Origin of the sequence: Streptomyces sp. NPDC059851, assembly GCF_042732005.1 — a bacterium.
GTDB lineage: Bacteria > Actinomycetota > Actinomycetes > Streptomycetales > Streptomycetaceae > Streptomyces.
The window spans coordinates 1-21,038 of record NZ_JBHWJJ010000067.1; the positions used below are offsets into that span (position 1 = coordinate 1).

The following is a 21,038-nucleotide window of genomic DNA, read 5'->3' on the forward strand; positions in this document are numbered from 1 at the left end:
CACCCCATCCGCGCGGGGGCCTCCCTGGTCGGCGCCCCCAACGGGCTGACCCCCTTTTCTTTGGCGTCCGGCCGGCGGCCCCCCCCGCCGTCGGGGGGGGGGGCCCGCGCCACGAGGTGCTCAGTAGCGGGTGTGGCCCAGGTCGAGGGTCCATGCTTCGGCCGGGTTCTTGTCCCAGTGGGACCGGAGGGCCAGCTCGCGGTCGGCGTAGCCACCCTGGTGGCACAGGCCGCCGTGGGAGATGGTCACGCTGAGCGCGAGCGGGGACTCTGTGGTTACCCAGTGCGGGGTCAGGGCGTGGCTCCACAGCTGGTCACCGGGGTGCATGGTCACGGACTGCCGGTCCGTCTCGTCGTGGGCCGGCGGTTCCTCGGCTGTGGTCTCGCCAATGACGGCGGCTTCTGCCGACAGGTGCTTGTCGGGGTTGTGGTAGCTGTGGAAGGTCTTGGTGCCGTGGACCTGCCAGACGAGGCCGTGCGAGTTGTCGTTGTGGTACGTCGAGGTGGCCCCCTGGGAGGACAGGAAGAGGATGGGCGCGCACCGCTGCCAGGTGAATCCCTGGGAGGCGAGGTACGTGCGCCAGGGGATCATGACCTCGTCCTGGAAGCCGTCCAGGAGTTCGCCGTAGAACCGGGAGAGGTTGAAGTGCACCAGGCGGAAGGGCCAGGTGGTGATCTCCTCGACCGGGGCCGTCCGGAAGGCGGCCGTGCGGTCCATGCGGACCTGCCAGTCCTCCTCGCCGAGGATGGTGAACCGCACCTCTTCGTCCTGGCGGATGTGGTCGAGGATGTCGATGGCGGGCATGAAGAGGTAGTCGAACGGGACGTGCAGGCGGAAGTTCGGCGGTTGCCTCCAGCAGGCGGTGAAGTTGTGCGGGTCGGTGACGGAGACCGGTGCGTGCACGATGATGGCTCCCTGTGCTCAGGCCGCCGCGCAGGCGTGCGACGCGGGGCGGCAGATGGCGGCGCAGTCGGGTCCGACACGGTCCTTCGCCGGCGCTTCGAGGAAGCCCCTGATCTCGGCACGCGGGGCCTGGACGCTGACCCCGTCCGCGCCGTAGGGGCAGCGCCGTATCTCGCCCTCGGCGGACATGTAGAGGGTCGCTGACCGGCAGGGATGGCCCTCGTCGTCGGACAGCTGCATCCGACGCAGATCATCGAGGTACGACCGGTACGCGTTGGACAGGCGGAAGCGCCCGGCAAGGGTCTCCGTGTCAGCCTCTCTGAGCTTCACAGAGTCCTGGAGCGATCCGCCAGCCCTGACTAAGCCCTGCTCAGTGAGGAGTACGGGGCTGAGCTGGACCTCAATGCCTGTCCCGGCGACGAGGCCGGCGATCTGCGCGGCCTCCTCCTCCGCCACGTCCAAGTAGGTCAAGTGAAGTACCTTCGCCGGAACGTCCACGGCCAGCAGTGTTGCAACGGCGGAGGCCACGGTCCGCGTCGTCCGGCCGAGGGCCATCGCGCCCTCGGAATCAGCGGAGACGGTGACGTTGGTCAGAAGGTGCTCGACCTCCGTGAGGGCGGTGACCTCGGCCTCGGTACGGGCCGAGGTCACCATGGACACGGACATCCCGAACTGGTGGGCCAGGCGGACGAGCTTCCGGAGCTCCGGATGGTGGGTCGGCTCGCCTCCGGTCAGGCACACGCCCCCCACTCCGGTCTCCCTCAGCCGCGACAGGGCCCGGGCGTAGGTCTCGACGGTGAGGAAGCCGTGAGCCCGGTCGGCCCGGAAGCAGAAACCGCACGCGACCTTGCAGTGGCCGGCCGTGGAGACCAGCGCGGTACGGGCGGGGGTGCTCATTGGACCCCCGTGTTGTCCCAGACCGCGATGGACACGGTGCTCGTGTAGAAGGCGCACATCTGCGGATCCGGTGTGTCGCCGCCGATGAGTGCCTGCTCGTTGCGGGACGGTCCGCCGCAGATGGCCAGGGCAGGGCAGTCGCCGCAGGCAGGGATCGGAGCGACCTTCTTCGCCGCGGCGGTCAGCAGGCCGGGGTTCTGGCGGAGCTCGTCGACGGTATGGAGGAACGAGGGCTCCGTGAAGTTGATGTCACACACGCTGACCCTGTTGCCGGGCAGCAGGGCGGCGTTCAGGCTGCGGTCGCCCTGCATGTGGTCGAACAGCATCGGCCGTCGGGTGTCGAGGGCCTGGAAGGCGCGGTCGAGGACGGAGAAGAGCATCCCGCCCCTGCCGAGCGCGGTCAGGCGTGCCTCGTACAGCTCGCGGGCCAGCTCGGCGCCGTTGACTCGCCACTCACCCCCCGTGGGGATGGGGGTGTTGACGTAGATGAACTTCAGGCCGAGGTCGTCGATGATCCACCGCACGGTCTCAGCCAGGCGCCCGATGTTCGATGCCGTGGGGGTGAGGTTACAGCCGACGTGCAGGCCCTTGGCCGCGATCAGGCGGCCGACGTTGCGGCGGATCCGGTCGTCGGCAGGCTGGCCGCCCAGGAGGAGCCGGTTGGCGGAGTTGATCCCAGGCGGGCCGTCGATGGAGATCCCGACTCCATACTCGCGCTGCACGAAGTGGTCGAGGGACTCGTCCGTGAGCCGGGCGCCGTTGGTGACGACGGTGCGGCGGACGCGTGCGACGCCGTAGCGGGTGGCGAGGGTGTCAGCGAGTTCGTCGCCGTACTTCATGAGGTCGAAGCGGATGGTCGGCTCGCCGCCGAACCACTGGATGGACACCTCCTCCTGGCCGGCGTTCTGCTCGAACAGGAACTCCAGGCCGGTGGCGAGCTCCTCCTCGGTCATGTCCGGCTTGCCGGTGTTGGTGTCGACGAAGCAGTACGTACAGGCCATGTTGCAGCGGTCGGTGAGGACCACCCGAAGCCCGCTGATCCGTTGCGGTGTCGGGTCGAATCCGAGGGCCTGAAGGCGGTTGTGGAGTGCTTCACGGCGGTCGGCGGCGGGGCCGTCCTGGGTGAAGCCGAGCCCAGCGAGGGCTTCATGGGTCGCGGTCGGGGAGACTCCGGCGAGGTCAGCGACCTCGCCGGAGTCGAGAAGCACACTGTCCAGGGTGACCGGGTCGAGGAGGACAGCCTCCCCGGCCCGGTCGTACTGGAAGTACTTCCCCCACAGCAGCAGGGGAGCGGTCACTGGGTCAGGCCGCCGTTTCCTCTTCGGCGATGCCCAGCTCGCCCATGACGGCGCGGACCTGCTCCTCGGCATCGGCCTGGAGCCGGGCCGATGCCGCGGGGCTGCCGCCGTCGGAGAGGACGATGACGCCGGGGAGCGTCGGGTTCGGCACGATGACCGTGAGGCCGGCGGGCTCGGTGCTGATGACCATGATCGCGTCGTTGAGCTCAACCCAGTCGGTGCGCTCCTTGAGCGCCTCGAGGATGCGGCCCTGCTTCTCGCGGAAGGACGCACGCTCGCCCATCCACACGCCCGCCTTGGACTTGGAGTCCACGACGTCCGCGTAGATCAGGTGGTTCTGCTTCTCTTTCCTGGGTTTCGGCATGCCGATCTCCTTGATGGAAGGGTGACTGCCCGGTTGGGCAGCTCTGATCCGCTCTGCTGGCCGCCGCTCGGGATGCCATACAGCGCTCCGAGCGGTTTGGTGCACGGCGCCCACGGGGCGCCGTTCCCCGCACGTGGCCGACTGGTGGCTGGCAACACGAGCGGGAAGTCTGTTCAGCTCCGGGTGCCGCTGCCCCGTACCGACTGGACGGTGGTCACCGAGGGTCCGCCGCCACGTTGGAAGCCAGCGGGCGCAGGGGCTGGAGAGAGCCGGGGTCCGCCGTCCACTCTCGGCCCGAGTCGTCCAGCGGGCGCATGTGCGCCACCCTCTTGACCACCCGGCCGGTGATCTTCGATGTGTAGATCAGAACGGTGCCGACGGTTCCGGTCCGCCCGCTGGATGGCTGTGCGACCTCTCGGCCTAGCAGCGGGTGACCAGGGTCGTCCGCCACCCAGAGGTTCGCGTCGGTGGTCGTGGTCACTGGGCACCCCCGAGACCGAGGAAGGCGTCGAACTGGGCGGAGCTCCAGGTGGCGGGATTACCGCGCTCGGCCCGGAACGTCTCCGCCGCCCGCGGCAAGCGGCGCCTCTCCAACGACGGGCCCGCGTCAGTCTCCGCGTATGGGGCTACCGCTGCCTCGTACTGCTGGTTGGTCGCGCCGGGGGTTCGGCGGGGAAGCCGGGGGCTGCTCACGATCCGTTCCCTTCGCTGGGCTCCTTGGGGTGGCGTAAGAGTCCCTCTGGTGCGGGTGTCACGGCCATGACGCCGCAGATGTCATCTGGCGCCCACTTGGGTGTGTGGGGTGTCATGGAGGTGGCATCGGCATGTCATGTGCGCGGATTCCATTGCGGATCAAGCCGGTTGGCCGGTAGTCAACGGAGAGGACGGGGTGTTGTGACCCGTCTCCTGACTTTGAGGGAGCGACCGATGCACGATCCGGCCACCCTGTTACGCGTATTGGTCCAGCAACGACGCTGGCGGTACCGGGACTTCGCTGCCGCCTTTGCGCGGGCGGCCTCACAGGCCGGCTTACCGGGTCTGTCGGTGTCCGAGGCACAGTTCCGGCGGTGGACATCGGGACGGATCAAAACCCTGCCGGGACCGGACACGTGCCGGGTGCTTGAGCGCCTGTTCGAGGTGGAGACCGTCGCGCTTTTCGGTCCTCCGCCTACGCCGTCTCCGACGACGTCGGGGGCTCCTGTTGCGTACGACCTCGAAAGTGACATTGCAATGACCGCACGTGACGCCGCAGATGAGGCGGGTGCTGCCGCCGCGCAGTGTGTATCCGACACCACCATCGACCAACTTCGCGACGACGCCCTTGCTCTCGCCCGCTCCTATGGGGCGGTGAGCGCGTTCGACATCTTCCGGCGGGCCAGGGTGCTTCGCACGGAGGCGGAGCACCAGCGGGGGCTGACACAGGTGCCCGCCCAACAGCAGGACCTGCTGATCGTGGCCGGGCAGGCGTGCGCGCTGCTGTCGACCGCCGCATTCGACCTCGGCTCCCTGGACGACTCGGCTCGGCTTGCTCGGTCGGCAGCCCTGTACGGGGAGATGGCTCGGTTCGATCCGCTGCGCGCCTATGCGACCGGGTCCTTGGCGATCTGTGCCTACTTCACGGGGCGCCCGTCGGAGGCGGTACGGCAGGCCCGGACGGCGCTGGCCTATGCAGGCTTGGGGGACACGGCTCGCCGTCGGTTGCTGTCCATCGAGGCCCGCGCCCACGGACACCTCGGAGACCACGAGCGGGCGACCCGGGCGCTCGTCGCATCGACCCGCCAGGATCGCGGGGAGCGCGACGAGCTGCACGATGGCGTGGGCGGCGAGTTCGCGTTCAGCGAGGAGCGGCTGTTGATGTCCAACGGCACGACGGCCCTACTCGTCGGCGACGGGGCAGGTGCCGAGGCCACCGCGCAGCGGGCGCTGGATCTTGTCTCGTCCCGGCCGCCGGCCCGGCAGTCGGCGTCCGTACGCGGGAAGGCCGCGGCCGACCTCGCAGCCGCGCAGCTCCTGCGGGGCGACCTAGACGCGGCGACGGTGACGCTGGAGACGGTCTGGGCGATTCCTGAGGACCAACGCGTGGCTGGGCTGCTGGAGCGCACCGGGAGCTTGAGGCGGGCGCTGACCGCCCCCGCGTTCAGGGGGGCGGGCGCGGCGGTCACGCTGGGCGAGCGGATCGAGGAGTTCGGCCGCCGCTCAGCGCCGAGGCAGTTGGGTACTGGGCGAGGGCTGCTCGCCATCGATTCCTGATCCGCTCGCCCTCCTTACGCGTGGCCGAGGGCAGCGAGGATCTGGGCCTCCTTGTCCGGGTCCACGCCGTGTTCGGACCACCTCGGGTGCTCGACCGGTCGTCCGTCCGCCTGCATCCACGCCCAGGTATCGGCAATGGTGTCCGCGAGCGGACGGCACCGGAGCCCGGCTGCTGCGGCACGGGAGGCGTCGACGGACCACACGCCAGCATGGGTACGCCACAGCGGAAGCTCCGTCCACTGCTTGACGTCGTGCGCCGTGAGGGTCGCGGCGTCGGTCCACACCGGATGGCCGATGCCGCCCGTGATCGCGAGGCATGCGCTGATGAAGTCCGCCCAGCTGATGCCCTCGGGGTGGGCGATGTTGAAGGCCCGCCCTGGGGTACCAGCTGCGGCCTGATCGACGGCGAAGGCGGCGACGTCGCGCACGTCGACGGGCTGGACGCGCTGCTCGCCCGGAGCCGGCACAACGATCGGGCCGCCGCGATGGGCCCTGGTGAGCCACCACGGGAGGCGGCCGACGTACTCGCCGGGGCCCAGGATCACCCCCGGCCGCACGAACACCGAGTCGTCCCCGAACGCGGTTCGAACCGCGGCCTCTCCGCCGGCCTTCTGGAATCCGTACTTCGTCGGGCTGCCGTCTGGGCCGGTGTGTCCGAACGACTCGTCCGCGTCCGGTGGGCACTCCAGCAGCGGGGAATCCTCAGTGAGCGGGTGATGGGGCCAGCCCTGGTATACGGACACCGTGGAGACGTGCACCCACCGGGCGGCAACCGGCCGCAGGGCCTCGGTGGCGAGGAATACATCATGAGGCGAAAACTCGCTGCTGGAGGTGTCAATCACGGCATCCCACGGCCCGTGAGTGGCCAGCCGCTTCACGTCGTCGAGGTCAGTCCGGTCACCGCGGACCGTGTCGGCGCCCTCAACCGCCCCGGAACGGCCGCGGTTGAAGGTGGTCACCTCCCAGCCGCGTCGCAGAGCTTCGTCAACAATCGCGCGGCCGAGGAACCAGGTGCCGCCCATCACCAAAATCCGCATGGGGTCGACCCTGTCACGAAGCACCGGGCGGGCACCATCCCGGCCCTGGTCGACGCTGGCGGGATTTGGACGTACGTGGACCCGTAGCTCTGCGCCGCAGAGATCACACGGCGATATTCCGGATCCGCGAGGGGGCGCTGTTGCTACCGTCGCTCTGGAATCCCCATCCCACTCGCTGGATAAAAAGGATCCCCCTCATGCATGATGCCCGCGCCCTGATCGAAATGGGTGCCGAAGCTGTTCGTCGGCTCGCTCGTCGCGGTTACTCCCTGAACCTGTCCCGGCTGGAAGACCTCCAGTCCCGGCGCAACCAGAGCATCCGCTCGGCCGACGAGCTGCGGGCGGAGGCCAAGCGGGTGGCGAGCGAGGTCCAGCAGACGGCCAAGCAGGGCGGCGACATCTCCACGCTGAAGGAGCGTGCCCGGGAGCTGAAGGACCAGATCCGGGACATCGACGCCGAGCAGGAGCAGGTGCAGGAGGAGCTGCGCGAGCTGCTCCTGACCATCCCGAACCTGCCCGACGACGCGGCCCCGGACGGTGACTCCGAGGAGTTCGCGGTCGAGGTCCGGCGCGTCGGCACCCCGCCGGCCTTTTCCTTCGAGCCGAAGGACCACGTCGACCTGGGCGAGAGCACGGGCATCCTCGACTTCGCCCGCGCGACGAAGCTGTCGGGCCCCCGGTTCGTCGTTTCCCGTGGGGCGGGCGCTGCCCTGGAGCGCGCCTTGGCGACGCTGTTCCTCGACATTCACACCCGTCGGCACGGGTACGTCGAGCACGCGGTCCCGTACCTGGTCAGCCGCAAGACGATGACCGGTACCGGACAGCTGCCGAAGTTCGAGGAGGACCTGTTCAAGACCGGCGTAGCCGACCGTGAGCTGTTCCTCATCCCGACGGCCGAGGTACCGCTGACCAACCTCTACGCCGACGAGATCATCCCGCCGGCCGACCTGCCGCTTGGCCTGACCGCGCACACGCCGTGCTTCCGGTCCGAGGCGGGCTCGTACGGGCGTGACACCCGGGGTCTGATCCGCCAGCACCAGTTCGCCAAGGTCGAGATCGTCCAGATGGTCGACCCGGCGGACGCGGATGCCACGCTGGAGACGATGGTCGGCCACGCCGAGGCGTGCCTGAGGGAGCTCGGCCTCGCCTACCGCGTCGTCAAGCTGGCGGCCGGCGATACGGGCTTCTCCGCGCAGCTCACGTACGACATCGAGGTCTGGATCCCGAGCCAGAACACGTACCGCGAGATCTCCTCGGTCTCGAACTTCGGCACCTTCCAGGCCCGCCGCGCGAACATCCGCACCCGGGGCGAGGACGGCAAGCCCAAGCTCGTCGCCACCCTCAACGGCTCCGGCCTGCCCATCGGCCGCACCGTGGCCGCGCTCCTCGAGCAGTGCCAGCAGCAGGACGGCTCGCTCCTCCTTCCCGAATCCCTCGCTCCGTACCTCGGCTTCCGCCGCATCTCGGCGGACGGAACACCGGAGGCATAGCGTGTACCGGGCTCTGTTCGGCGAGCTCCGAGTTCCATGGCCGCTGGTTGATCGCCCCATCAAGGGGCGGCTGCGCCGGTAAGCGCAATGCCTCTGGGGGCCAGTGCGTTTCGGCGCCGGCCCCCAGAGGGCGTCATGTGATCAAGTCGGACTACGGAGCCACGGGCTGAGGACGTGACTCCGGAGGTGCTGGCCATCCATCTCGAAGGACCCTGTGAGATGGGGGGCGAACTTGGCCCGCCTTCCGAATGATCTCGCGTTGCCGGGTCTCACGGGTACGGCTCAGGGGAGGTTGCGCTCCCGCCATACGGCGTCCATTTCCGTGAGCGCGGTCATCGCGTGGGCGATGGTCTCGCGGGTGACGGCGCGGCGCGGTGCCTCGTACTGGGGGTCATACCTCGCAAAGGTCCTGGAGCCGCGCGTCTGCGCCAGAGACGTTACGACATCGCACAGGAGATAGGTCGCGACCCTGCGCTGCCGTGCGTCTTCCTTGATGCGACCCTGGTGCTTGTTCCATGCCTGAAACGCCGTGAGTTCACCCGCGATGACGCGGTCGGCAAGGTCAGGGGCATCGGTGCGCAGGCGGGCGAGGTGCTGCTGGCTGACTTGTGCACGGACCTTGTTGGTGAGTGCGATCTCGTGGGCCTTGTCCAAACTGACAGCACGCGTGATGACTGGCTCGATGAGCTCGGGCTCGTGTCGCATGACCATGTCGGCCAGCTCCAGTCGGCCAATGGAGACACCTGTCCTCTCACTGAGGGAACGCACCGCCGCCTCGGGGGAGAGCTGTTCGTTCGTCTTGGTGCTGGCTTGGAGCTTGGTAGCGATCATCGCCGCCTGCCCCGTGGTCAGGTTGCGCTGGCGGATGTTGACGGACAGGGCGTATCCGTCGGGGTCATCTCCTTCGTAAGTGGTGAAGAGGGGTTCGACTCCGAGAGCCTTGCAGACGGCGAGTCGGTGGCGGCCGTCGAGGAGGGTTCCATCGGGGCCGAGGACGATCGGGTGGCGCAGGCCGTGGGTCCTGATCGACTCGGTCAGCTCGTGGAGCTCCTCGTTGGTGAGCGGCGGAAACATGGCAGCGGTGGGGTGGAACTTCAGGGTGGTACTCCTTGTGGTGTGGGTGTGCCGACAGCACCGTGCGGGTGCTGTGCGTCTGGGTGGAGTTGGGCGCGGGCCCGTATATGTAAATGGTCTTGGGAATCCCCGGTTTGGCTAACCGGGGATCGTCGGCTATACATGTCGGCCCACTCACGGCGATCGCGGCCGGATCCGCCTGTGCGCCTCGGCCCAGAGAACGGCCACGGTGGCGGTCGGCCACCTGAGCACAGCCGCGGTGTGCTGCGGGGACAAACGTGTCCTGCTGGGGTGTAGGGCGGGTGCCGATGGCGAGATTCCAGGGGTCAGCGTCGCGGGCGGTTGGGCCGGCCTCCGGGTGCTGCTGGCGGCAGCGTGGGGGTGGCCTGCTGGCCGGTCACCGACGCCACAGTGCGGAGGCGGGCGGCTTCAGCCCGGGGGTTGGGGCTTGGGTTGCGGCTGGTGTGCTGGAGACGGGTGAGCAGGACCCGGGCGGGCTGGCGGGCTGTGGCCAGTTCGCGCTGGGCTGCGGCCTCCTTCAGGAGCTGGTGGGGTTGGTGGCCTCGGGCTTCCGCGTCGGCGAGGAGGGCTGCGAGGGCAGGCCAGCTGGGGTCGGTGAGGATGCGGTCTGCATGGTCGGGGACGGCGGCGCGTACGTCGTGAGCGAGCGTGCGGCGTATCTCCTGCTTCGGTTGACGCTGTTCGAGTACGACGAGCGTGGGGGTGAGGGCCTGGTCAGCGGCTGCCTGTAGGTGGTGGAGGGCTTGACGGGCGGCGTCGGCTTGGTGGGCGTGGCCCTTTGCCTCGTGCCAGCGGTTGGCGATGATCCCGGCCCACAGGAGGGCGGCGATGAGGGCGGCGAGGGCGCTGCCGTCGGGGCCGGTGGCGGTGTGGACGATGTCCCGGGCCGCATGGCGGATGGCGTGGGCGGCGCGGTCTTCCGCGCGGATCTGGGAGCGCTGGGCGCGTGCGAACGCCTTCGATGCGGCTTGGAGTTCGGCGCGGAGGTGGGTGGGGGCCTTCTGGGCGGTGGCTTCGAGGAGTTCGCCGAGGGCGGTGATGTGCGCTTGGGCATGGGTGTCGTCGGCGAGGTCGGTGCGGAAGCTGTCGAGGGCTTCGGTGGCCTGGTGCCAGGCAGTGGTCGGGCGGTTGCGGCGGGCGGTGGGGTGTTCCTCGGGTTGGCCGGCTTCGAGGCGGGCCTGCAGCTTGGGGAGGGTGAGGTCGGGGGCGATCTTCCCACCAGGGTGGAAGATCTGTTCGCCGTCCTTGTTGAGGTCGCCGGGGCGGCCTGCGGCGTAGCCGAGGAGGTCCCCGGAGGGGCCGCGCCTGGCCTTGATCGCGATGCCGTCGGCTTCGAGGTAGGCGAGGAGTTCCTCGGCGGTGCGGGCGTGGGGGATGGCGGCGCGAATGCGGTCCTGGAGCCACTCGCGGCTGGTCTGCTCCCAGCCGAGGCGCTGGGCCTTGTGCATCTCGGCCTGGGTGGGGGCGCGGGTGCCGGTGCGGTCGCCCCTCTTCAGGCGGCGCAGGCCGTAGTCCTTCTCGATCTGGCGGCAGGCGTCGCCGACGCGGATGCCGCTGTCGTGGAGCTTGGGCCGACGACCGTCCTCGCGGACGGTGGTGGCGAGGATGTGGATGTGGTCGTCGGCGTGGCGTACGGCGATCCAGCGGCAGGCCAGGTCGTCCCCTTCGGGGGCGATGCCGGCCGCGGCGACGATGCGCTGGGCGATCTCGCCCCACTCGGCGTCGGAGAGGTGGCGGTCTTCGGGGGCTGCGCGGACGGGGCAGTGCCAGACGTGGTCGGTGATCTTCTTGCCGAACTCGCTGTTGCGGAGGCGGACGGGTTCGTCGAGATAGCGGGCGAGCTGGGTGAGGGTGGCGTTCTCGGCGCGGCCGGGGTCGGGCATGGCGAGCATGGCGAAGCCGGCCACGATGTGCGGGTCGGTGTGCTCGTCGTGACGGCCGGGGCCGTAGAGGTAGGCGAGCAGTCCGCGGGTGTTGGCGCCGGCGGGCTTGATGGCGGCGATCACGATCGTCAGACCTCCCTCGGGTCGGCGGGTTCGCGCAGGGCCTCGGCGATCACCGTGAGCAGGTCGTGGAGTTCGTCGAGGCGCTGGCGTATGTCGGGCGGGGTGAGGTCGCTGTTCAGGGCGCGGGCGATCTGGTTGATGTTGACGCCGATGCGGTTGCACTGGCGCAGGACCTGGGCGCGGAAGACGTGGGTGCGGCGGCGATCCTCGGACAGGGGGAGGTTGGCGGTGAACCGACCGTCGATGAAGGCGAGGACGATGTCGGCGGCGAGGCCGGATTCGCCCTTGTAGTTGTGCTCGGCGGCGGCCTCGACCAGGCGGGCGCGCTCAGTGTCGGTGAAGCGCAGCGGGCCGACTCGGTCGGTGCGCTTGTTGCCGGTGAAGCGGCGGATCGTGGGCCGGACGCTCTGCATTGTCGGCTGGCCGGCGGCGGGCTGGGGGTCGCGTTCGGCGCGGAGGATCTCGCGTTGGATGGCGTGGAGCTTGTCCTGGTCGGGGCCGCCCTCGGACCCGACCCCCCGGTCCTGCGCCCCCTGGCGCTGGGCCGTCTCCGCCACCCCTGGGGCGGAGATCCCCGAAGGCCGGCCTTGAGTCGGACTCGGGGTACTACTGGCTCCGCCAGGGGCCGTCATCCCGAACGCACGCTGCCAACGGCTTGTCAGGCTAGGCGACTTCGAGACCGGTGAGGGCGTGGAGTCGGGGTCGTTCGGGTCGAGCGTCACAGGGTGCTTCTCCGATGCGGGGGTGGCTGCTGGCGATGCGGGGACAGGCGAGGTCGGCAGGCGGGCGCCAGCGACGTTGGCAGAGGTTGCGGCGCGCGGTCAGCAAGGAGATGACCGGAAGTCCGTCGGTCCCCGGAATACGCGGATGGCTGCCCTGGTGCAGGGGACCGTGGAGTACGGATCGCGGGCTGGGGACGGGGGCCGGTGGTCGGGGACGCGGGTTCTACGGTGATCGCCGGGGACCGTGGCCAGCAGGCAGCCACGGTCCCCATCCGGCCTTACCGGCGTTGACCTGCGGTGAATATCGGTCAGTATCCGGGGGCGGTTCCGCTGAGGGCTTGCTGCCTGCGGAGGCCCACGAGATCCTTCTTCACCTTCCCCAGGCGCTCGTTGCTGATCGAGTGACCCTCGGCTTCGATGGCCGCCCGCATCTGCTTCAACGTCGGCTTCCCTTCCAGCTTCTCCACGATCGCGAGGAACTCGTCCAGGTCACCGGTTGTGGGTCGGCCGACCTTCCGGGAGGGGACGGCGGGCGGGTCGGCTTTGTGCGGACCGGCATCCAGGTCCGACTCCTCGGCAGCCTCAGCGGCATTGTCACCGGAATCCTCCAGCTCCTCGCCCGCGGGTGCAGGCTGGCGTCCGAAGGCTTGCCCATCGTCGCGCGGGAGCTGGGCGGCGATCGCCGCAGGGTGGTAGCGGTCGTCCGAGGGGCGGGGGGTTGCGGGTTCGGCGACGTGCTGGTGGATCTGCCGCATCAGGGCGCCGAAGGCCATGAGGGCGGCGGCCGGGGGGATGGCGGCGATCACGTAGTCCAGGAGCGGGACCTCGGTGGTGCCGCGTGTGCCGTAGACGCCGGCCACGTTCAGGGCGATGGACCCGAGGGAGCCGGTGGCGGTCAGTGCGATCGCCCACCAGTCGGTCACGCGGCGCAGGCTGGCGCGGAGCATCAGGAGCTCGCCGGAGACGATGAACGCGTCCAGGGTGGCTGGCCAGGCCCACTGGCGTTCGGGGGCGTTGCCCAGTCCGTGGCGTCCGGCGACCTCGGCCAGATGGGCGTAGGAGAGCCAAAACCCTGCGGCGGTCAGCGCGACGATCACGCATCCGGCGGCAGCCAGCACGTACCGCTCGGCGGTCGGGGTGGTTCTGAGCGTGGGGGTGGGTGTGGTCAAGCGGGTGCGCTCCAAGGGCTGAGGTGTGGCCACCGCGCTGTGGGTGGCTGTGAAAGGTGCGGACTCGTCCCACTCGTCCTGTCGCTGGTCAGGGCAGGTACGGGTGGTCGGCTGATGTCGAGTCGACTCGTTGCACCTGTCCGATACCGCGTGCCGGACGGTCGGTGAGACGAGTGGGGGACGAGTTGGTACGGGTGCCGACTCGCGCGTCCTGGGAGCCGCTTGGCGGGCGGTTGCACGCTTTCGACGGCAGGTTTCACCAGGTCAGCAGGCCGGTGATGTCGATTCGACTCGTTGCGCCTCCCTCACCCGTCCCCGCGCTGACCTGCGCGGGGACGAGTGGGACGAGACGTGGAGGGTCAGGCGCCGGTGGTGGGCAGGGCCTCTGCGGCGGGATTCTCCGGCGGGCAGTACCGGTTCCAGGCGTCGGTGAACTGCGCGGGGGTAAAGCCCTTGGCCTGGTTGCCGTCGGGGAAGCGGCGGTTGCCCGAGCCGATGCCGTAGTCATCGAGCAGGATCTGCAGGCCGCGCGGGGTGAGCCCCTTGGGGCTGTGCTCGGACCACGGCGCCTCTGGGTCGGCGTTGAGGAGGTCCAGCAGGTGGGTGGTCCGTAGCGCGGGCGGATTGCCCACACTCGCGAAGACTTTCCGGATGTCGGTCAGAATACGGATCTTCAGCCCACCGTCCTGGTCCCGGCCGGACTCGTAGTCCGTCATGGCCGGACTCGTAGTCCGTCATGGCCTTGCACGCCGTACGGGCGATCATCGGCCAGCGTCCGCCCGCGAGGTCTGCGACGCTGATCAACGGCTCCCACGTGTCGGCGGCGCGGTCGTCGACCGGGAGCTTGGGCTCCAGCGCGATGGCCTCGTCGCGCACGCTGGCCAGCCATGCCGCGAGCCGTTCCCGCAGCGCCCTGACCGCCAGGTCGTCGCGGCCGTAGCGCCAGGAGGCGACCTTCTCGCTGCGGGCGCGGCGGCGCATGCGGATGACCACGGACCGGTCCATGATCGTGTCGGGCAGGTCGCCGATGCCGGCCAGGGCGGCCATGGCGAAGGTGGAGAACTTCTGCACGTCGTGGTTCGGGCCCGAGACGCGCAGGGTGGGGCGGTTGCGCTGATGTCCCGCGTTGAGCAGGCCGCGCATCTCCTCGTTCTTCTCCGCGACTTTCGCCGACCCGAAGATCGTGTCGACCTCGTCCACCAGCAGGGTCGGCGGGTTGTCCTCGCTGATCGAGCGGAAGATCGCCGCCGCGGACGCATTGACCGTGATCAGCGGTTCGTGGACCGCCTCGATCAGGACCTCCAGCAGCCGCGACTTCCCGCACCGCCTTGCCGGTCCGACCACCGCGAGGCGCGGGGCGTGCTGCCACACCGTCTGGAGGTGTGTGGCCGCCGCCCACAGCGTGGCGGCGGTCAGGGCCTCCTCGCTGGGCATCACTACGTACCGGCGGATCGTGGCGCGCAGCTCGTCCAGGATCGCCTCCCCCTCTGACGCGGGGGTCGACGGTGCGGGCGGGGGCACTTCCGCCTCAGCGGGGCCTTCGACGGGTGTGTCGAGTCCCCAGGCCGGTGCGTCGTGCAAGTGGGCGCCGGGCTGGCCGGGGACCGCGACCGCAGGCCAGGTCGCCTTGGCAGGTGCGGCAGGGGGCGTGGATGTCGTAGGTTCCAAGGGGCAGCTCCTTCTCGTGTGGCCGCGTGCGTGCTGGCCACTCGGGTTGACCGTGTGGTTGCGGGTGGGGATGTTGCCGGGGCCTCCGACGTTGGCGCGTCGGGGGCTCACTTGTTTGCCGTGAGCCCTTGGAGGAGCCGGGCGACGACGAACAGTACGTCCGACCCCTGGCACAGTCCAGCGCTTCTGTGTCAGCTCCGCGCAGAATGGTCTGCTACCTTCTCTCGCCCTCAAGCGGCCAGTCCCAGCAGGTTCACCAGGTCTGCGGTCACCACGCGGTACGCCTTGCCCAGCCGCAGGACCTTGCACGGGTACTCGCCCCGCTTGGCCAGCTCGTAGCCCTTGCTTCGCCCGAGACCCAGCGCACGGTTGCTGGTGTCCAGGTCAATGGCTGCCGGTAGGGCCAATATCTCCTCGCGACCCATCCCCTTCGGCCCGGTTTCAGTCGGGTTCTCGCGCACGCAGCGACTCCTCTCGTCACAGCCGTCGGCGAACGCGGTCCTCACGTCCGGCTCCGGGCCTACGAGAAACAAGTCTGTTCGAGCTAATGTGTCTCCATGACACAACGTGGATTCGATGATGAAGACGAGGACGACGTCCCAGAGTGGGTGGACCAAGTCATGGCAACCGTGGCCAAGGAGGTGCGACGACGCAGGAAGGAATTGGGCATGAGCGCCCAAGAGCTCGCCGATGCCTGTGAGGAGATCGGCCACCGGATCCCGCGCAACGTGATCGCCAACATGGAGTCAGGCCGCCGGGCCAGCCTCCCCTTGGTCGACGTCATGGTGCTGGCCGAGGCACTCCACACGAACCCGATCTGCCTGATCTACCCCGTCGGCTACGTCGAAAGGGTTCAGAAACTCCCCCTGCGGGACAGCGAGCAGACCTGGGGCGCCATGCGGTGGTTCACCGGCGCCGAACCCGGTGAGCCGCTCGCTCTCGACCGCATGCTGCGCCTTTTCCATCGGCACGAGAGCGAGCAGCAGGCCCTCAATGCCGCCGAATCCAGCGAGCAACACGAAGCCTGGAAGGCCAAATCGGCCAGCAACCCCACTCAACGCGAAGAGGCCCTCAGCGCCCAAGCCTTCTACGCAGAAAGAGCAGCGCTCGCCAAACAACGGCTGCGCAGCGTACGCGCCTCCATCCGTGAGGAGGGCGGCACACCCCCGCATCTGATGCGAACCCGGTTCATGAGCCCGTTCGACGACGGCTACGAAGAGGAAGACATTTGAAGGGTTCTACCTACCGCCGCTGCTCCTGCCGCGACCCCAAGACCGGCAAGGAACTCGGCACTTCCTGCCCCAAGCGCAACAGCAGGAACCACTGCACCTACTCCATACGCCAGGAGCTGCCACCCCGCGAGGACGGCAGTAGGCGGTCGTTCGCCCGTGGCGGCTACACCAACGCCAAGGCGGCGCAAGCCGACCTCGACCACGTGCGCGCCCTGCTCGGGCTCGCCAAGGCCGACGACCCCGAAGGCATCCAGCTGCTCGCCGAGATGCTGGCGGAGGTCAGCAGCGAGAAGCTGCCGCTGCCCGACGTGGAGGAAACGCGGCGGCGACTCAAGGCCGGCCAGGACCTCGTCGGCAGCCTGACCGTCGCCGAGTGGCTGGACCGGTGGCTGGCGGGCAAGCGCATCCGGAAGTCGGGCATCAGCCGGTACGAGACCGACATCCGCGTGCACCTGAAGCCTCACATCGGCCACCGGCGCCTCGACCGGCTGCGCGTGAGTCACCTGAGCGAGATGTTCACGGCCATCGCCGACGGTAACGCCGAGATCCTGGAGCAGAACGCCCAGCGGCGGGCAGCCGTGAAGGAGTTGGCGACGATCCCGTGGAAGGGGGCCGAGAACCGAGCTCGCCGGAAGGCACTGAAGGAGGCGATCGACGCGATGCCGGCCTTCCGTCGCGTGACCGGTCCTGCCACGCGGCAGCACGTGAAGGCCACGCTCCGCGCGTCCCTGAACGACGCGATCGGGCAGCAGATCATCACGTTCAACCCTGCGGCCCACGTCGAGATCGACCCGGTGCGCAAGCCGAAGGCGCTGGTGTGGACGGACGAGCGGGTCGCCAAGTGGGAGCAGACCGGCGAGAAGCCCTCCCCCGTGATGGTCTGGACGCCGGAACAGACGGGCGCCTTCCTCGACTTCGTCGCCGACGACTGGCTGTACGCGATGTGGCACCTGATCGCGTTCCGCGGGCTGCGGCGCGGCGAGGCGTGCGGGCAGCCCTGGTCGGAGACCAACCTCGACCGGCACTCCCTCACCGTGACAGCGCAGCTGGTGCAGGACGGCTGGGAGGTCGAGGAGTCCGAGCCGAAGACGGACAGCGGGTTCCGCGTCGTCGCGCTCGACGACGACACCGCCGGCGTCCTGGAGCGGCACCGCAAGCAGCAGGAGGCCGACCGCTTGGAGTGGGGGTCGGCCTGGGTGAACACCGGCCTCGTCTTCACCCAGGAGGACGGCTCCTGGCTCCACCCAGGGAAGGTGACGGACCTCTTCGAGCGGCTCGTCGCGGCCTCCGGCCTGCCGCCGATCCGGCTGCACGACCTCCGGCACGGGGCGGCGACGCTCATGCTGGCCGCCGACATCGACATCAAGATCGTGTCGGACACGCTCGGGCACAGCGACACCCGGATCACGCGCGACATCTACCAGAGCGTGCTCCCCCACGTCGGCAAAAGCGCCGCCGAGGCCACCGCGAAGTTGGTCCCCCTCCAGCGCAAGGCCGAGCAGGAAGCGCAGGCCAGCAAGGCCGCCAAGGACGCCAAGCGGGCCGCGAAGGCGAAGGCCAAGGGGAAGAAGAAGGGCAAGGCCAAGAAGGCCGCCAAGAAGGGCTGACGGCCCCTCCGCTCACGCATCGCTCACGCACGCAAACCTGCGGCACCCCCGCCGCATGCCCTACCATGCCCCGAGCAACAGAAAAGGCCAGGTCAGAAGGTATCTGACCTGGCCTTTCTCTGAGCCGCCTTCGGGATTCGAACCCGAGACCTACGCATTACGAGTGCGTTGCTCTGGCCAACTGAGCTAAGGCGGCACCGCCGGCAGACAAGTGTCCCCCCGGAGGGGTTCGCTCATCAGCAGCGGCGCCTAGTCTACAGGCTCGAACGGGGTGCCCCGAACCACGTGATCATCACGTGCACTTCTTTCCGTTCTTCGGGGGCTTGCCCTCCAGGAGGTAGGCGTTGAGCGCGTTGTCGATGCAGGTGCTGCCGCGGCCGTACGCGGTGTGGCCGTCGCCGTCGTACGTGAGGAGCACGCCCGAGTCGAGCTGTTCCGCCAGGGACCGGGCCCACTTGTACGGGGTGGCCGGGTCACGCAGGGTGCCGACCACCACGATCGGCGGGGCTCCCTTCGCGTTCAGCGCGCGGGCCTCGCCCGTGGCCTTGACCGGCCAGTACGTGCAGTTCAGCGAGGCCCAGGCGAGGCCGGTGCCGAAGACCGGGGACGCCTTCCGGAAGGACGGGAGGGCCGAGACGACCGCGTCGGGTCCGGAGAAGGCCGGCGGCTGGTCGAGACAGTTCACGGCGGCGTTGGCGTACATCAGGTTGGCGTACTTGCCGTCCGCCTCGCGCTCGTAGTAGCTGTCGGCGAGGCCGAGGAGGCCGGAGCCGTCGCCGGCCATCGCGCTGGCGAGGGCCTCGCGCAGCTGCGGCCACGCGCTCTCGTCGTACAGGGCGGCGATCACCCCGGTCGTGGCGAGGGACTCGCCGAGCGGGCGCTCCGGATCGCCGCTCGGCACCGGCTTGGCGTCGAGCGTCCGGAAGAACGCCTGCAGGCGTTCGGCGATCGCGTCCGGGCCGCCCTTGCCGAGCGGGCAGTCGGGCTGCTTGGCGCAGTCCTTGGCGAAGGAGCGGAAGGCCGTCTCGAAGCCCTCGGTCTGGTCCCGGTTCAGGTCGAGGGCCGAGCGGGACGGGTCCATGGCCCCGTCGAGGACCAGCCGGCCGACCCGGCCGGGGAAGAGGTCCGCGTACGTCGCCCCGAGGAAGGTGCCGTAGGAGGCGCCGACGTACGTCAGCTTCTCGTCACCCAGCACCGCACGGAGCACGTCCATGTCCCGGGCGGCGTCGACGGTGGAGACGTGCGGCAGCATCCGCCGCGAGCGCTCCTGGCAGCCGGCCGCGAACTCCTTGAACGACGCCACCAGCGCGGCCTGCTCCGCGGCGCCGTCGGGGGTCTGGTCGACCTGTGTGTACGCGTCCATGGCGGGGCCGGTCAGGCACTCGACCGGGCTGCTGCGGTGCACCCCGCGCGGGTCGAACGAGACCATGTCGTACCGGGCCCGGACCGGCTCCGGGTAGCCGATCCCCGCGTACGCCTGGAGGTAGCCGATGCCGGAGCCGCCGGGGCCACCCGGGTTGACCACGAGCGAGCCGAGCCGTTTGCCCGGCCCGGTGGCGGGGCGGCGGGCCACGGCGATCTCGACGTCCTGGCCGGAGTCGGGGCGGGAGTAGTCCAGCGGGGCCTTCATGGTGGCGCACTGGAACCCTGGGACACCGCAGTCGCGCCAAACCAGCTTCTGCTCGTAGTACGGGCGCAGGGCGGCCGGGACGGCCGTCGGCCGTGCCGCCGGCCCGGTGCCCCGGGTGGCGGACGCGGCGGCCCTGGAGCCCGCCGAACCGTCCGAGGTGCAGCCGGAGAGCAGCAGCCCGGCGGCGGCGATCACGGTTCCGGTGGTGCGCAGCAGGCGACTGGTGTCCATCCCCGGAGCCTACGTCGTACCGGGAGCATCGGCCGGGCGGTCGTGGGACGCCTCGGGGGCGGGCGGCCGTGTGGCGCTCGGCGTGGGCGGCCGGCCCCGCCCGAGCCGCGCATCCCGGTGGTCGCCCCGTCCGCGGTGCGCGCCCGTCCCCGCCGGGTCGCCCGTACGGGTGAACGGTCAACCGGTGTGTCAGCCGGCGCGGAGGGCCATCGTCATCGCCTCGACCGCGAGGAGCGGGGCCACGTTGCGGTCGAGGGCTTCGCGGCAGGCGGTGATCGCCTCGATCCGGCGCAGGGTGCGCTCGGGGCCTCCGGCGCGGGCGACACGGTCGAGGTCCACGCGCAGGTCCTCGTTCGCGATGGCCAGCGGGGAGCCGAGCTGGAGGGCCAGGACGTCGCGGTAGAAGCCGGTGAGGTCGGTCAGCGCCACGTCGAGGCTGTCGCGCTGGGTGCGGGTGCGGCGGCGCTTCTGCCGGTCCTCCAGCTCCTTCATCACGCCGGCCGTGCCGCGCGGCAGCCGGCCGCCGGCACCGGCCCCGGCGCCGAGCGCGGCCCGCAGCTCCTCGGTCTCCTTGACGTCGACCTCCTCCGCGAGCAGCTTGGCGTCCTCGGCGGCGGCATCGACGAGCTCCTGGGCGGCTTTGAGGCAGCCGCCCACGTCGTCGACCCGGAGCGGAAGCTTCAGCACGGTGGCCCGACGGGCGCGGGCGCCCTCGTCCTGGGCGAGGCGGCGGGCCCGGTCGATGTGCCCCTGCGTGGCGCGCGCGGCGAACGCGGCGACGGCCGGGTCGACGCCGTCGCGCCGGACCAGCAGGTCGGCGACGGCGGTCACCGACGGGGTGCGCAGGGTCAGCAGCCGGCAGCGGGAGCGGATGGTGGGCAGCACGTCTTCCATCGAGGGTGCGCACAGCAGCCACACGGTGCGCGGGGCGGGCTCCTCCACGGCCTTGAGGAGCACGTTGGCCGCACCCTCGGTCAGCCGGTCGGAGTCCTCCAGGACGATGACCTGCCAGCGGCCCACGGCCGGGGACAGCTGCGCCCGTCGGACCAGGTCGCGGGTCTCCTTGACGCCGATGGACAGCAGGTCCGTACGGACGAGCTCCACATCGGCGTGCGTGCCGACCAGGGTGGTGTGGCAGCCGTCGCAGAACCCGCAGCCCGGCTCGCCGCCGAGGGCGCGGTCGGGGCTGGTGCACTGCAGGGCCGCCGCGAAGGCGCGGGCGGCGGTGGCCCGCCCGGATCCGGGCGGGCCGGTGAACAGCCACGCATGGGTCATCTTCGACGCGGCGGGCGGCTCCTGCCCCGCCTCGACGGCGGTGACCAGGGCGTCGGCGTCACGGGCTGCGGCGGCCAGCTGTGCCTGCACCCGCTCCTGGCCCACCAGGTCGTCCCACACGGGCATCCCGCCCACCGCCTTTCACATGCCGTTCTGCTCGTACG

The 21,038-nt window shown here is 70.1% G+C and carries 18 protein-coding genes, 1 tRNA gene and 1 pseudogene; 4 read left to right on the forward strand and 16 right to left on the reverse strand.

The features are described 5' to 3' along the window. Positions 1-120: 120 nt before the first annotated feature. The 5 genes from ACFV7Q_RS22245 to ACFV7Q_RS22265 all read right to left on the reverse strand — a co-directional run bounded on the left by ACFV7Q_RS22245 (position 121) and on the right by ACFV7Q_RS22265 (position 3,943). The gene (locus ACFV7Q_RS22245) at positions 121-903 is read right to left on the reverse strand and encodes a hypothetical protein (RefSeq protein WP_385430846.1); all 783 of its coding nucleotides are present in this window, start codon (positions 901-903) and stop codon (positions 121-123) included. A gap of 18 nt (positions 904-921) precedes the next feature. Further along, the gene (locus ACFV7Q_RS22250; protein ID WP_385430848.1) at positions 922-1,800 is read right to left on the reverse strand and encodes a radical SAM protein; all 879 of its coding nucleotides are present in this window, start codon (positions 1,798-1,800) and stop codon (positions 922-924) included. Beyond that, the gene (locus ACFV7Q_RS22255; protein ID WP_385430849.1) at positions 1,797-3,098 is read right to left on the reverse strand and encodes a radical SAM protein; all 1,302 of its coding nucleotides are present in this window, start codon (positions 3,096-3,098) and stop codon (positions 1,797-1,799) included. The genes ACFV7Q_RS22250 and ACFV7Q_RS22255 overlap by 4 nt, the downstream gene beginning before the upstream one ends. Positions 3,099-3,102: 4 nt before the next feature. After that, complete coding sequence (locus tag ACFV7Q_RS22260; RefSeq protein ID WP_385430850.1) at positions 3,103-3,462, reverse strand: hypothetical protein; 360 nt, start codon at positions 3,460-3,462, stop codon at positions 3,103-3,105. A gap of 214 nt (positions 3,463-3,676) precedes the next feature. Beyond that, positions 3,677-3,943 carry a hypothetical protein gene (locus ACFV7Q_RS22265; protein ID WP_385430852.1) on the reverse strand — a complete coding sequence of 89 codons (267 nt, stop codon included), beginning with the start codon at positions 3,941-3,943 and terminating at the stop codon, positions 3,677-3,679. A 749-nt stretch (positions 3,944-4,692) separates the two neighbouring features. Between ACFV7Q_RS22265 and ACFV7Q_RS22270 the strand changes: the two genes are divergently transcribed. Next, entirely contained in the window at positions 4,693-5,712 is a 1,020-nt protein-coding gene (locus ACFV7Q_RS22270) for a DNA-binding protein (RefSeq protein WP_385430853.1), read from the forward strand. Positions 5,713-5,726: 14 nt separating this feature from the next. Here ACFV7Q_RS22270 and ACFV7Q_RS22275 read toward each other — a convergent pair whose 3' ends face one another. Then, positions 5,727-6,749, reverse strand: coding sequence for an NAD-dependent epimerase/dehydratase family protein (locus ACFV7Q_RS22275; RefSeq protein ID WP_385430854.1), 1,023 nt, complete (start codon positions 6,747-6,749; stop codon positions 5,727-5,729). A gap of 197 nt (positions 6,750-6,946) precedes the next feature. Here ACFV7Q_RS22275 and serS point away from each other — a divergent pair, with 197 nt between their 5' ends. Beyond that, on the forward strand, positions 6,947-8,239 hold the full coding sequence (gene serS / locus ACFV7Q_RS22280; RefSeq protein WP_385430855.1) for a serine--tRNA ligase: 1,293 nt from the start codon (positions 6,947-6,949) through the stop codon (positions 8,237-8,239). 282 nt (positions 8,240-8,521) lie between these two features. Here the strand turns inward: serS and ACFV7Q_RS22285 are convergent, their stop codons facing one another. The 7 genes and pseudogenes from ACFV7Q_RS22285 to ACFV7Q_RS22315 form a co-directional block, all read right to left on the reverse strand. After that, positions 8,522-9,313: a ParB/RepB/Spo0J family partition protein gene (locus ACFV7Q_RS22285; protein ID WP_385430856.1), complete on the reverse strand. Its 792-nt coding sequence runs from the start codon at positions 9,311-9,313 to the stop codon at positions 8,522-8,524. Positions 9,314-9,639: 326 nt separating this feature from the next. After that, a complete protein-coding gene (locus ACFV7Q_RS22290) occupies positions 9,640-11,340 on the reverse strand; it encodes a relaxase/mobilization nuclease domain-containing protein (protein WP_385430858.1) in 1,701 nt (566 codons plus the stop codon). Positions 11,341-11,345: 5 nt separating this feature from the next. Next, on the reverse strand, positions 11,346-11,897 hold the full coding sequence (gene mobC / locus ACFV7Q_RS22295) for a plasmid mobilization relaxosome protein MobC (RefSeq protein ID WP_385430860.1): 552 nt from the start codon (positions 11,895-11,897) through the stop codon (positions 11,346-11,348). 473 nt (positions 11,898-12,370) lie between these two features. Continuing rightward, positions 12,371-13,231, reverse strand: coding sequence for a DUF2637 domain-containing protein (locus ACFV7Q_RS22300; protein ID WP_385430862.1), 861 nt, complete (start codon positions 13,229-13,231; stop codon positions 12,371-12,373). Between the two features lie 359 nt (positions 13,232-13,590). After that, positions 13,591-13,947: a DUF3631 domain-containing protein gene (locus tag ACFV7Q_RS22305; protein ID WP_385430864.1), complete on the reverse strand. Its 357-nt coding sequence runs from the start codon at positions 13,945-13,947 to the stop codon at positions 13,591-13,593. Between the two features lie 55 nt (positions 13,948-14,002). Continuing rightward, positions 14,003-14,665, reverse strand: a pseudogene (locus tag ACFV7Q_RS22310) (DUF3631 domain-containing protein); the annotation flags it as partial. Between the two features lie 464 nt (positions 14,666-15,129). Beyond that, complete coding sequence (locus ACFV7Q_RS22315) at positions 15,130-15,360, reverse strand: hypothetical protein (protein ID WP_284576540.1); 231 nt, start codon at positions 15,358-15,360, stop codon at positions 15,130-15,132. 96 nt (positions 15,361-15,456) lie between these two features. On the opposite strand from ACFV7Q_RS22315, the gene ACFV7Q_RS22320 reads away from it, so the two are divergent. Further along, positions 15,457-16,131 (forward strand): helix-turn-helix domain-containing protein, encoded by a 675-nt coding sequence (locus ACFV7Q_RS22320; RefSeq protein WP_385430866.1) that lies wholly within the window; start codon positions 15,457-15,459, stop codon positions 16,129-16,131. Next, positions 16,128-17,738 carry a tyrosine-type recombinase/integrase gene (locus ACFV7Q_RS22325; RefSeq protein WP_385430868.1) on the forward strand — a complete coding sequence of 537 codons (1,611 nt, stop codon included), beginning with the start codon at positions 16,128-16,130 and terminating at the stop codon, positions 17,736-17,738. Before ACFV7Q_RS22320 ends, ACFV7Q_RS22325 begins: the two co-directional genes overlap by 4 nt. 122 nt (positions 17,739-17,860) lie before the next feature. Here the strand turns inward: ACFV7Q_RS22325 and ACFV7Q_RS22330 are convergent. The 3 genes from ACFV7Q_RS22330 to ACFV7Q_RS22340 all read right to left on the reverse strand — a co-directional run bounded on the left by ACFV7Q_RS22330 (position 17,861) and on the right by ACFV7Q_RS22340 (position 21,000). Beyond that, positions 17,861-17,934, reverse strand: a tRNA-Thr gene (locus ACFV7Q_RS22330). A gap of 96 nt (positions 17,935-18,030) precedes the next feature. Further along, positions 18,031-19,599: an alpha/beta hydrolase gene (locus tag ACFV7Q_RS22335; protein ID WP_385430870.1), complete on the reverse strand. Its 1,569-nt coding sequence runs from the start codon at positions 19,597-19,599 to the stop codon at positions 18,031-18,033. 189 nt (positions 19,600-19,788) lie between these two features. Beyond that, positions 19,789-21,000, reverse strand: coding sequence for a DNA polymerase III subunit delta' (locus tag ACFV7Q_RS22340; RefSeq protein WP_385430871.1), 1,212 nt, complete (start codon positions 20,998-21,000; stop codon positions 19,789-19,791). Positions 21,001-21,038 lie beyond the last annotated feature (38 nt).

Bases quoted from the DNA above. Each gene is read 5' to 3' on its own strand.
- ACFV7Q_RS22250 (WP_385430848.1), bottom strand. From the start codon at position 1,800: ATGAGCACCCCCGCCCGTACCGCGCTGGTCTCCACGGCCGGCCACTGC.
- ACFV7Q_RS22260 (WP_385430850.1), bottom strand. From the start codon at position 3,462: ATGCCGAAACCCAGGAAAGAGAAGCAGAACCACCTGATCTACGCGGAC.
- ACFV7Q_RS22270 (WP_385430853.1), top strand. From the start codon at position 4,693: ATGACCGCACGTGACGCCGCAGATGAGGCGGGTGCTGCCGCCGCGCAG.
- ACFV7Q_RS22275 (WP_385430854.1), bottom strand. From the start codon at position 6,749: ATGCGGATTTTGGTGATGGGCGGCACCTGGTTCCTCGGCCGCGCGATT.
- serS (WP_385430855.1), top strand. From the start codon at position 6,947: ATGCATGATGCCCGCGCCCTGATCGAAATGGGTGCCGAAGCTGTTCGT.
- ACFV7Q_RS22285 (WP_385430856.1), bottom strand. From the start codon at position 9,313: ATGTTTCCGCCGCTCACCAACGAGGAGCTCCACGAGCTGACCGAGTCG.
- ACFV7Q_RS22305 (WP_385430864.1), bottom strand. From the start codon at position 13,947: ATGACGGACTACGAGTCCGGCCGGGACCAGGACGGTGGGCTGAAGATC.
- ACFV7Q_RS22320 (WP_385430866.1), top strand. From the start codon at position 15,457: ATGACACAACGTGGATTCGATGATGAAGACGAGGACGACGTCCCAGAG.
- ACFV7Q_RS22335 (WP_385430870.1), bottom strand. From the start codon at position 19,599: ATGGACACCAGTCGCCTGCTGCGCACCACCGGAACCGTGATCGCCGCC.
- ACFV7Q_RS22340 (WP_385430871.1), bottom strand. From the start codon at position 21,000: ATGCCCGTGTGGGACGACCTGGTGGGCCAGGAGCGGGTGCAGGCACAG.